The 11,687-nt window shown below is 46.8% G+C and carries 10 protein-coding genes; 4 read left to right on the top strand and 6 right to left on the bottom strand.

Annotated elements, in window-relative coordinates:
* Nucleotides 1-101: 101 nt before the first annotated feature.
* From CEG13_RS08510 to CEG13_RS08500, 3 genes are all read left to right on the top strand, one after another.
* Entirely contained in the window at nt 102-2,345 is a 2,244-nt protein-coding gene (locus CEG13_RS08510; RefSeq protein ID WP_100011441.1) for a beta-propeller domain-containing protein, read from the top strand.
* A gap of 82 nt (nt 2,346-2,427) precedes the next feature.
* A complete protein-coding gene (gene yppF / locus CEG13_RS08505; protein WP_100011440.1) occupies nt 2,428-2,607 on the top strand; it encodes a YppF family protein in 180 nt (59 codons plus the stop codon).
* A 167-nt stretch (nt 2,608-2,774) separates the two neighbouring features.
* Nucleotides 2,775-3,647 carry an SDR family oxidoreductase gene (locus CEG13_RS08500; protein WP_100011439.1) on the top strand — a complete coding sequence of 291 codons (873 nt, stop codon included), beginning with the start codon at nt 2,775-2,777 and terminating at the stop codon, nt 3,645-3,647.
* A gap of 101 nt (nt 3,648-3,748) precedes the next feature.
* Here CEG13_RS08500 and CEG13_RS08495 read toward each other — a convergent pair whose 3' ends face one another.
* The gene (locus CEG13_RS08495; protein ID WP_100011438.1) at nt 3,749-5,239 is read right to left on the bottom strand and encodes an alpha-amylase family glycosyl hydrolase; all 1,491 of its coding nucleotides are present in this window, start codon (nt 5,237-5,239) and stop codon (nt 3,749-3,751) included.
* Nucleotides 5,240-5,406: 167 nt separating this feature from the next.
* A complete protein-coding gene (locus CEG13_RS08490; protein WP_100011437.1) occupies nt 5,407-5,766 on the bottom strand; it encodes a YisL family protein in 360 nt (119 codons plus the stop codon).
* Nucleotides 5,767-5,913: 147 nt separating this feature from the next.
* Between CEG13_RS08490 and CEG13_RS08485 the strand changes: the two genes are divergently transcribed.
* Complete coding sequence (locus tag CEG13_RS08485) at nt 5,914-7,110, top strand: ornithine--oxo-acid transaminase (RefSeq protein ID WP_100011436.1); 1,197 nt, start codon at nt 5,914-5,916, stop codon at nt 7,108-7,110.
* A gap of 33 nt (nt 7,111-7,143) precedes the next feature.
* On the opposite strand, the gene CEG13_RS08480 is transcribed toward CEG13_RS08485, so the two are convergent.
* From CEG13_RS08480 to CEG13_RS08465, 4 genes are all read right to left on the bottom strand, one after another.
* A complete protein-coding gene (locus CEG13_RS08480; protein WP_100011435.1) occupies nt 7,144-8,334 on the bottom strand; it encodes a DUF418 domain-containing protein in 1,191 nt (396 codons plus the stop codon).
* 291 nt (nt 8,335-8,625) lie between these two features.
* The gene (gene nagE / locus CEG13_RS08475; RefSeq protein ID WP_100011434.1) at nt 8,626-10,104 is read right to left on the bottom strand and encodes an N-acetylglucosamine-specific PTS transporter subunit IIBC; all 1,479 of its coding nucleotides are present in this window, start codon (nt 10,102-10,104) and stop codon (nt 8,626-8,628) included.
* Nucleotides 10,105-10,188: 84 nt separating this feature from the next.
* Nucleotides 10,189-11,007 carry a PRD domain-containing protein gene (locus CEG13_RS08470; protein WP_100011433.1) on the bottom strand — a complete coding sequence of 273 codons (819 nt, stop codon included), beginning with the start codon at nt 11,005-11,007 and terminating at the stop codon, nt 10,189-10,191.
* A gap of 31 nt (nt 11,008-11,038) precedes the next feature.
* Entirely contained in the window at nt 11,039-11,533 is a 495-nt protein-coding gene (locus CEG13_RS08465; protein WP_100011432.1) for a PTS sugar transporter subunit IIA, read from the bottom strand.
* Nucleotides 11,534-11,687 lie beyond the last annotated feature (154 nt).

The following is an 11,687-nucleotide window of genomic DNA, read 5'->3' as shown; positions in this document are numbered from 1 at the left end:
ATCCCCCATAAAAATAATTCCGCTTTTTTCTTCACAAAATTGTAACAAAATCCTTCCATCGGCGTCTAAGTGATCAAAGAGAAGACAGGAGGGTCAATTTTATGAAAAAGCATTTGATCTGGTTTACTGCCGCAGTGCTTTTGGTTACAGCAGTCACTATGGGCAGCCTGGCTGTATTCGGAAAACCTGCCGCAGAATTGCACTCACCGTCCAGCTATGCTTCCATCTCCCAGGATTGGACAGTTCATTTTACCGAACCAATGAATCCCGCTACCTTTACGGAGGATACTATCCGGATAACCAGTGAGGAAGGCGCAAAACAGCCTGTTACCCTGGAGTGGAATGAGGAAAACACCATTCTTACACTGAAAGCGCCGGCGTCCGGTTACGAACTCGATGCTTCTTATCAGCTCACCATCTCCCACAAAGTCGAGGCAGCAAACGGCAAAAAGCTCGCCAACCCATTGTCGCATTCATTTACCGCGGCTGCAGAGCTGGAGCAAATTGAGAACCAACAGCAGCTTGCTCAGCTGCTGAAAGAGCGCTCTCCGGAATTGGCGCGGGAGCAGGCAGAAGTCGGAGTGACCACCACGGAGAGCAGCATGGATACAGCGGAATCAAGCGCCGGCAATGCGGAATCAATCACAAGCAATGCGGCATCTGACGTTTCCACAACCAATGTTCAAGTAGCAGGCATCGATGAAGGAGATTTGATCAAAACAGATGGAGAGTATATTTACTTCGCACGCTCAAGTGATATCGTTATCACCTCAGCCGATCGGGAAGAAAGCACAGCAGTAAGCACCATTGCCGAAGAAAACTTTCGCCCCGCGGAGATTTACCTGGAGGGTGACTTGCTGATCAGTGTTGGCCATACGTATGAACCGATCCGCCTGGAAGAAACGGAGCCACCGCCAGGAGATACCATTGATATCGCGCCAATGCCCGTTCAGCAAAACCTGACAACCGTACACATATATGATATTTCTGATAAAACGGCACTTGAGAAAGTGCGCGAAGTTAGTCTGGAAGGGATGTACAAAACTTCCCGGAAAATGGACGGCCAGCTCTACCTTACCGCAAGCCATCACCCACCATTTCAGATTCAACAGCAGGATGACGCAGAGGCTAGACCCTTTTTCAAAGATACGGCCGTTCAGTCAGAAGGAGCGCCGGTGGCATTTGAGGATATGTACTTTTTCCCGGAAAGCCAGGAGAATAACTATCTGCTGATTGCTTCGATTGATTTGCAGGATCTTGATGAAGAAGCAAAAGTGCAAACCTATCTGGGCGCTTCCAATGAGTTTTATATGTCGGAAAATAATATCTATCTCGCTGTGAATCAGTATGAGAAGAGAGATATCTCTAAAGAAACAAATACCAGTATGATTGCAAGCCCCGCAGTCAATACAAAAATCATGCAGTTTGTGATTGATGATGGCGCAGTTTCTTATCAAACATCGACCGTTGTACCGGGAAGGCTGATCAACCAGTTTGCCATGGATGAGCGGGACGGCGTTTTCCGAGTTGCCACCACAAAGGGAGAGATGTGGGGGCCTCCCGAGCAGGAACCGTCGACAAATAATCTCTACACCTTTGACACTAGTCTCAATCCCCTTGGAAAAGTCGAGGGACTTGCGGAGGGGGAACGGATTTACAGTGTCCGGTTTATGGATCAAGTTGCCTACATGGTAACGTTTAGGCAGGTAGATCCATTGTTCGTCATTGATCTGAGCAACCCGCAGGATCCAGAAGTATTAGGCGAGTTGAAGATTCCCGGATTCAGCAATTATCTGCATCCGCTTGATGAAGATCATGTCATTGGTTTCGGCCAGCATACTACACTCCAGCAGCTGCAAAACGGCGAGGAACCGATTGTGCGGACGGAAGGATTAAAGATTTCGGTATTCGATGTGAGCGATCCGGAAAACCCAAAAGAGAAATACAGTAAAGTCATCGGGGAAAGTGGCTCCTATTCCGAGCTGAACCATGATCACAGAGCATTATTCCAGCAGCCAAACAGCAGCCTGTACGGTTTTCCTGCCACCCTGTTTAACTCGGAAACAGTAAAAGAGGAAGGAATGGTGTATGAAAACCAGACCCTACTCCATCAAGGCGCCTTGCTTTACGAGATCACACCGGTAGAAGGAATTGTTTGGAAAGACAGCATTACCCATCAGGAAGCGGACACGGAATTTCCTAATGAAAAGTCGCGAATCCAGCGCATGGTTTCCATTGATGGGACCCTGTACACATTTTCCCATGACCAGGCAACGGCTTACGATATCGCATTGGAAACCATTCTTGGAACTGTTCAGCTTCCTGAACAAAACCAGTCTTACTGAAAAAACTTACTGGCATGATTGCCGTCCTCCTTTCATATAGTGGTAACAAGGTTGTCCATGAACTGGATGAAGGAGGATTGGCATGATGCTAAATGATTTGCTTGCTGCTTATGAAATCGAGCGGCATCACGGACCTGATAGCCTGAATGATGTGCTGGATTTTTATCAGAAGAAGTACATTAGCGGAGAAATTGATATTATTTCATATCGGAACATTTATTATTACCTCAATAAGGAAGGCGCGGAATCGGCACATGAATAGAGAAACTTAGTTTATACCTGTCAAAAAGTCCTGGGAAAGGGCTTTTTTCTTTGTTGTTCTTGGAAACATTCTTCCTCTGTCAGCAAGCATTCATGGCCCTTTTGATGATTGAACCAAGCAAATTCGGGTAAATCTATACTATCACGAATTTGAAGGAGGAAATTTTCATGCCAATGGAACATGAAAATGGAAAAGAGACCCCCCCGGCCCAGAAGCAAGACAAACAGCCGGGCGTGGAATCAAAAATGCATCCCCAGCCGGAGTATATAAATGATTCCTACCAGGGAAGCGGCAAGCTGAAGGATAAAGTCGCGCTGATCACCGGTGGGGACTCCGGAATCGGACGAGCTGTCAGTGTTCACTTCGCCCGGGAAGGCGCGGATGTGGCAATTGTTTACCTTGAAGAACATGAAGATGCCGAGGAAACAAAGCGGCTAGTGGAGCAGGAAGGCAGGAAATGTCTGCTGATTGACGGAGATGTCGGCAACCAGGCATTTTGTGAATCGGCCGCCACCCAGACACTGGATACGTTCAATAAAATCGATATCCTGGTCAATAATGCGGCAGAACAGCACCCACAGGGAAGCTTCATGGACATTACCAGTGAACAGTTGGAAAAGACTTTCCGCACCAATATTTTCAGCATGTTTTACCTTACCAAAGCAGTATTGCCGAATTTAAAAGAGGGCAGCTCGATCATCAACTCATCCTCGATCACAGCTTATCAGGGCAGCAAGGATCTGATTGATTATTCGGCGACAAAGGGAGCGATCACTTCCTTTACCCGCTCCCTGTCCGAAGAATTCGCTCCAAAGGGTATCCGGGTTAACGGAGTTGCGCCCGGACCGATCTGGACACCGCTGATCCCTGCAACTTTCAGCAAAGAAAAAGTGGACGGGTTCGGCGGAAATATGCCAATGAAGCGACCCGGACAACCAAAAGAGCTTGCACCCGCCTATGTATATCTGGCCAGTGAAGACGCAAGCTACGTCTCCGGACAAATGATCCACGTCAACGGCGGTGCGATTGTGAACGGATAAGGCAGCAGTATCATGGTTGCAATGAAAAACGCTTGGGGTGCAGTTCAGTGCAGTTCAGTTCAGCCCCAAGCGTTTTTCCTTTCACTATAAATCGAACCGGGTCACACAGATTCCGCCTTATTCCGTTTCCGCTGCTTATAACTCAAAAATGCGACTCCTCCGATAAACAAAAGAATCACCCCGCCGGCAAAGCCGATCAGCCCCCAGTTCAGTCCCCTGTCCGGCTCGACCACATAAACTTCGGTCGATTCTCTCGGAATAGCGATTTTAAACTCACCATTCGCATCCTCCCGGACAATATTATCGGCCAGATAGCCCCGCAGCTGCATTCCTTCTGCAACATCAGTTACCGGCACCATCTGCGACTCTGTATCATTGTTAATCGCAATAAACATTGTTTCATGCTCATAAGATCGCTTAAACACACTCATTGCACCGCTCGATCCCACCATTTCAAATTCACCAAGCGATAAAGCCGGAAATGCATGTTTTAACGAAGAAATCCGATTATGAAATTCCGTCAACTCGGGATTTCCGCTGTTAAAGGGAACAAGCCGCTGTGAGTCTTGAGCATCCTCCCCGTACATCGACAGTTCCGTTCCCTGCAGAATCTGCGGCACACCGGGAGCTGTATACATATAGGTAAGTGCCAGCGTCCAAGCGGTAAGATTATTGCGTCCGTTTTCCGCCAGTTTTTGGGTAAACCGTTCACTGTAAAAATGATCCATATAAAGAATATCAGAGTTGCTGCCCGCCTCTTCCCAGGTCTGATAAATCTCTGAAACAGGCACCCCCGGCTGTGCAAAGACATCTGCCATAACTTCATGCATGGTTGGATTGTCTATTGCGTCCAACGCCGTGCTCCTCAAGATCTCTTCTCGATTCTCATCCTCCATGAGAATGTCTCCAAATAAATAAAAATCAGGATTTATTTCTTTGATTTCCTCGGTAAATATCTGTAAGAACTCCGGGGAAGCCTGGTCCACCGCATGGAGCTGGAAGCCGTCGATATTTGTCTCCTGCATCCAGAATTGTGCTGCATCCAATAGATGGGCCGCAACTTCAGTATTTTCCTGGTTCAGTGCTACGGTCTGCTCTGCCCAGTCTGCTGTCACATCCGCCGCTTCCCTTGTCCAATTTGTATCTGCAGCCTGCGAGTAGGAAGTTGCCGCATAGTTCGTCACAAACTCAAGCACTACCTTCATCCCCCGCTCATGTGCCGCACCAACCAGTTCCTGCAGATCTTTCATCGTGCCAAATTGCTCTTCCACGGCAAAGAAATCCTCAATCCAGTAGCCATGGAATCCGTCCGGCGCATTGGCCATGATGGGTGAAAGCACCAGAGTGGTTACTCCGATTTCCTGCAGGTCGTCCAGCTTCATGATAATTCCCTGAAGGTCGCCGCCCTGATAGGCATTCGGATTTTCCGTATTGACTTGTTCATCATTGGAACGGTCCCCATTGTTAAACCGATCCACCATAATATGATAAATAATTTCTTCCTGGACTGCTTGTTCCTCAGCGGAAACAGGAAAAGCACAGCTAAAGATGACCATCACTAACAGCAGTACTGCTGTCATTTTTTTCCACATATGTATACCCCTAATCCTTTAATATCAAAAGGTCTTCCTTCTATTATTAAGCTTTGCCGTAATTTTTCAAGGAAATCCCTTACAATGTTGAAAATAGTTCACAAAAAAACATCCACATGGAAAAAGACTGCCTCCCGCCTGAGACAGTCTTCATCCGCTCATCCTTGCTACAACGGCAGACGCCAGAAACCAAGGATCAGCGTCAGAGCCACCGCAATCAGCAGCTGAATCCATGCTCCTGTTGCCGGTTTTGCTTTCTTCTGCTTGACCAGAATCATTTCCATGGCAGCAATTACCCAAATGCCGGCCAATCCTTTTACAATCGCCTCCGCGGACAGCGGCATTGTAAAATTGGTCAAATACCCCGTGATCAAACTTCCACCCGTGTACAAAATAAACAAATAATCAAGCCGCAAAATCATATGTACAATTTTTGCCGGTTTTCCTTTTCCCTGCTTATACATTATCAAAGCGACAATAAAAAGAATCAGTGCCAAAACCCATGAGGTGATGTGCATATGTGTCACGTTGTTTCCTCCTTCATTTCCTAACTATTGCCATCATATCATGTCCCCTGCAAAAAATCATTTTCAAACCGCCCAAGAATATGTCAAAAAAGCAAAACCTGTTATACTAAATAAAGAGAACCGAATTTCATTCATCGGAGGGATAATATGGTATTGAACAGTCAGGAGATTATTGATCAGACACAGGAATATGGCGCGAAAAACTACCACCCGCTTCCTGTAGTCATAACTAAAGCGGAGGGTGTCTGGGTGGAAGACCCGGAAGGCAACCGCTATATGGATATGCTGAGCTCGTATTCCGCGCTTAACCAGGGGCATCGCCATCCGAGAATCATTGACGCATTAAAGAAACAAGCAGACGCAGTTACCCTAACCTCCCGAGCCTTCCATAACGATCAGCTTGGGCCATGGTATGAGAAAATCTGCAAACTGACCAACAAAGAAATGGCACTCCCAATGAATACAGGGGCAGAAGCAGTGGAAACAGCCATAAAGGCAGCCCGCCGCTGGGCCTATGATGTCAAAGGGGTGGAGGAAAACAAGGCAGAAATTATTGCTTGTGAAGGGAATTTTCACGGCCGCACGATGACCGCAGTGTCCCTGTCCTCCGAGACGGAGTATCAGCGAGGCTTTGGACCTCTTCTTCCGGGAATTAAACTGGTTCCATACGGGGATGTGGAAGCATTGAAAGAAGCAATTAACGAAAACACCGCCGGCTTCCTGTTTGAACCGATTCAGGGCGAAGCGGGAATCGTCATGCCGCCGGAAGGGTTCCTGAAAGAAGCCTTTGATGTTTGTAAAGAAAATAATGTGCTCTACATTGCAGATGAGATCCAGGCAGGTCTTGGACGCACCGGGAAAATGTTTGCCTGCGAATGGGAAAATGTTTCACCGGATATGTATATTCTCGGCAAAGCACTTGGCGGAGGCGTCTTCCCTATTTCCTGCATCGTCGCGAACAAAGACGTGCTTGGTGTTTTCAACCCGGGGTCCCACGGTTCCACTTTCGGAGGAAACCCGCTGGCCTCTGCGGTATCCATCGCAGCTCTTGACGTCCTGGAAGAAGAGAAACTGCCGGAACGCTCATTGGAACTGGGCAATTACATGATGGGCGAACTGAAGAAAATCAAGAATCCGAAAATCAAAGAAGTTCGCGGTAAAGGCCTGTTCGTTGGTGTGGAACTGACCGAGTCCGCACGTCCATACTGTGAAGAACTGAAAGAAAAAGGGCTCCTCTGCAAGGAAACCCATGAAAATGTTATCCGTTTTGCCCCACCGCTCACTATTGAGAAAAAAGACCTCGAATGGGCTGTTGGGCAGATCAAAGAAGTACTGCAAGGCTAAAATGTGTAAAACCACTCCGGATGAGGAGTGGTTTTATTTTGGCTTACGTGATCTTTCCCGCCGAAACGGCTGCCGTTTTCCGTAAGTCAAACTCCGCCATAGCCACTCCAGCGGACCAAAGGAAAAACGGGCCATCCACCACTTGCTGGCAAGAACCTGCAGACTGAAGATAATAACCACGATTCCTATCCCCAGAGATGGGTTAATAGAACCGTACAAACCAAAGCCAACTCCGTAGAAAAGAACAAAGCTGATCAGCGATTGTGCGATGTAATTGCTCAATGCCATCCGCCCCACATATGTAAATGGCCGCACCAGCCGGTAGCCGACATTCCTCTGGGCCAGCAGTGTGATCGACAGAATATAAAACAATGCGGATGCAGTCCCGCCAAGATTATCCTGCATATAAGAAAACCACACCGGATTGCCAAACGCATATGGACCCAGTTTTAACAGCAAAAATAAAACCAATGACACGACCCATAGCCGCACCAATATGGCCCGGTGCTGTCCGGGTTCCTGCAGAAAACGCCGCTTCGCCAGAAACATCCCGAACAAAAACAGCGGCAGCAGCATAAACACCATAATGACGTAACCAAAAACCCCATTACTGTAGACCCAATCAACATAATTCTGTGACCAGATCGCCGTCAGACTGCCACTCTGATAATTGACTAAAGCCTGCTGAATAGCCGGACGATTTACAAAGCCGAGAAAATCCCGTGCCAGGTAATACATCAGTGTGAAAAAGCCAACACTGCCGCCAAGCAGGATCGCAGCCCAAATCAGAAGCGTCCTCCCTCTCACCGTCAGAAACGGCAGCATCAACAGTCCAATAATTCCATAAGACAGCAAAATATCTCCATGCCAGATGAGGAAGGCATGCACCAATCCAAAGCCGATTAGAATGAACAGCCTTTTGGTCAAAAACGGCCGGTATGCCGTCCCTCTGATCTCCAGTCTGTCTTTCATCATCTGAAAACCGAAGCCGAATAAAATAGAAAACAAGGTATAAAAACTCGCCTGAAAAAACACATCGATAAATGTAATTGCAAATTGATCAATGGCTGCCGGCCACGCCTCCCTCTCCCCGCCATATAAGAAATACGGGGCAGAGAAGGAACCGATATTTACCATAAAAATACCAAAAATAGCGAACCCGCGGGCGGCGTCCACCCACTGCAGACGGTTCGCTTCTTTCGTCGGAGCTGCTTGAGGTTCCATAATCCAACCCTCTCCTGGTTAAATTTGTATCTGTATATCATATTCTAGCAAACTTTCCGGAATCCTTCTTTTCCAGGGATGAATTTTGTTGCTGAGGCCGGTATCTGATACCAGCACTCCCTCGTGCAAAACTGACGAAATGGGAGCTCAAAATGCATGAGAGCAACACTCTCTCCCGCTCCGGTCCTTATCCCCTCTTTAGGTTGAATCCTTCCCGCTCTGACTACCGCACCTTCCCTCAAAAACCAAAAAAACGGACAGCACCATCCGTGCTGTCCGCTCCTCCATTCCTTATTTATCTTTTTTGCGTATCTTCCGGATCTCATCAGCCACAAATTGCACTTGTGTACCGACGACAACCTGAATATTATGCTTGCCGACCACATTGATACCCGGCACGCCGGTTTTCTTGATTTTATCTTGATCGACCTTGTCCATGTCTTCCACTTCGAGACGCAGGCGGGATACACAATTATCAACTGTTCGGACGTTTTCATCCCCGCCAAGACCTTCGTAGATTTTCTCAGCCATCACAGCTGTTTCATCTTTTTCACCAGCAACTGGTGTCTCATCATCTGCTTCGTAGCTTTCTTCTACTGCTCCTTCTCCTGGTTCATCTGCTTCCCTTCCCGGGGTTTTCAAATCAAATTTAAGAATCAGGAAACGGAACAGGAAGTAATAAATCACGGCAAATACCAGACCCTGCACAAGCAGCATGTATGGCTGGTTAGCAATTGGAACAGCCAAACTCAGTGTGTAGTCAACAAAACCGGCACTGAAACTGAAGCCAGCCGTCCACTCAAACAACGCCGCAATGAACATGGAAAGTCCAGTCAACGCTGCGTGTACAACAAACAATACAGGAGCCAGGAACATGAATGAGAATTCAAGTGCCTCTGTAACACCGGTAAAGAAGGATGCAAAAGCTGCTGCCATTAAAAGAGATGCAGCCTGTTTTTTCCGCTTCGTTTTGGCTGTGTGATACATCGCCAGAGCAGCTGCAGGAAGACCGAACATCATAATCGGATAGAAACCTGCCTGATAACGGCCGGTAATACCTTTTTCCCCTTCACTTGCCCAGAAGTTGGCAATATCATTGATTCCGGCAACATCAAACCAGAAAACCGAGTTTAACGCATGGTGGAGACCTGTCGGGATAAGCAACCGGTTTAAGAAACCGTATATTCCTGCACCAACAGCCTCCAGCCCAATGATCGCTTCACCGAATGATACCAAACCATTGTAAACGATTGGCCAGACAAAGAATAGAACGGCTGATACAACCATCATGGCTGCTGCACTCATAATTGGCACCAAGCGTTTGCCGCTGAAGAAAGCAAGCGCATCAGGCAGCCGGACATTGCTGAACCTGTTATACATGATGGATGCAACAATACCGGATAATATCCCGATAAAGACGTTTGCGATATTTCCAAATGCAGGATTGACTGCGCTTTCCTCAATACCCTGAAGTCCAGCAACTCCGCTCACACTTAGAACGGTAGTCGCAACCAGCCAGGAAACCAAACCGCTTAGCCCGGCCGCCCCATCCTGCTCTTTGGACATTCCGACAGCGACACCAACCGCAAAGAGTACGCCAAGATTACCAAGAATAGCATTCCCGCCGCTTGTCAGAAAATTACCGATAACACTATCCTGACTAATTAAATTCAGGATCCAGTTTCCAATCCCTATCAGAAGCGCGGCGGCAGGCAATACAGCAACAGGCAGCATCAACGACCGACCGAGATTCTGCAAATAGTTCATCATGATTTTTCCTCCTATCAATTTTTTACAACATTAAAGTATAAATAGCTCTATATGGTTCCGTTTTCAAAATAATCCCTGCCCCTTTTAATTTGGCCGAAGCCGCTCAATATGAAGGGTAATGTACCCCAGCTCTTCCTCCGGCAAGATAATCCCAAACGAAACAGCTGCTTCTTCCGCTACCTGTTTGGCACATTGGTAGGAAATAGGATATTTCTGTTTGATCATTTCAAACATTTCCTGATCCATTACGTGACTGTCCTGATACTTCGCCCTCATCAAAGCAAATTGCAGGTGTGTGACAAGCCGATCATAGGATATGTCCGTCGCATCAATCGTAATGGACAAAAAGTCGCTGATGACCTGCACCATCTTCTGTATCATTGTCGTTTGCCGGACTGTTTCATGGATATCACCACCTTTACTTTTCATCGTGTGAATGTACAGGGCAATAAATGCAGCCTCATCAACAGGCATCTTTATCTCCATCTTTTCTTTAATCAGTTGTATCGCCCACAGGCCGACATCAAACTCCTGCCTGTATAAAACTTTAATCTCTCTTAGCAAGGCATTTTTTAACTGAATCCCATTCTGTTCCCGTTCAATTGCAAACGAAATATGATCGGCAAGCTGTACCCGGATATGGTCATTCAATTCGGTATCAAGCTGTTTTTCCGCATAGTCAATGATTTTTTCCGAAAGAGTAAAATGTTCTTCCGGTATCCGGAGCAAAAGCTGCTGCAGTTTTTCATTTTCTTTTAGTACAAACAGCTTTTCAATTTTTTTCGGGTTTACGACATCATTTTTTCGCTTGTCAAAACTCACCCCTGAACCGACGGCGATTTTTTCTTCCCCTTGGTCCATCACAATGACCGCATTATTGTTTAGTATCTGTCTGATTTTCATCCAGGCACACCTCCCCTTGACTCCCGCAAAACTATTTATCCGAGGCAGTGATAATTACAGTTTCTTCATAATTGGCCTCGGTTACGTCTGTCATCGTGAACGTCTTGCCTGTTTCCTGGCCGTTTGTAATTACAATTGGCGTTACGTCACTTGATGCATTGCTGCGAATATATTCAAGATCACATTCCATCAACAGCTGACCCTTAGTGACCTTATCGCCTGCCGCGACATGAACTGTAAACCCTTTTCCCTCAAGCGAAACCGTTTCAAGCCCAATATGAATCAGGATTTCGATGCCATCTTTCGTTCTGAGTCCAATGGCATGCTTCGAATCCGGAAGCTGGACCACCTCGGCATCAATCGGTGCGTAAATGTTGCCATCAGATGGTTGGATTGCAATACCGTCCCCCATCATTTTTTGACTGAATACCGGGTCAGGCACCTCCTCCAGCGGAACAATTTTACCATTCGCTGGTGCGTATATCTCTGTATTGGAATCTCCTTTTTTAAATAAGTTTTTTAACATGAAAAACACTCCTTTGATTGTTGTATAATTTTGTTTGTAGATTAGTATGCACTGAATATCGGCAATTAAAAAGGCATGGCGGTATAGAGGAGGAATCATATCCCCCTTCTAAAATACCACCATGCCTGATCATGTCAGTAACATGTGATGCCAA

Origin of the sequence: Lentibacillus sediminis (assembly GCF_002763455.1) — a bacterium.
Taxonomy (GTDB): Bacteria; Bacillota; Bacilli; order Bacillales; family Amphibacillaceae; genus Lentibacillus_D; species Lentibacillus_D sediminis_A.
Note: the sequence above shows the minus strand (reverse complement) of the source record. Positions and strands in the feature narration are given on the sequence as shown.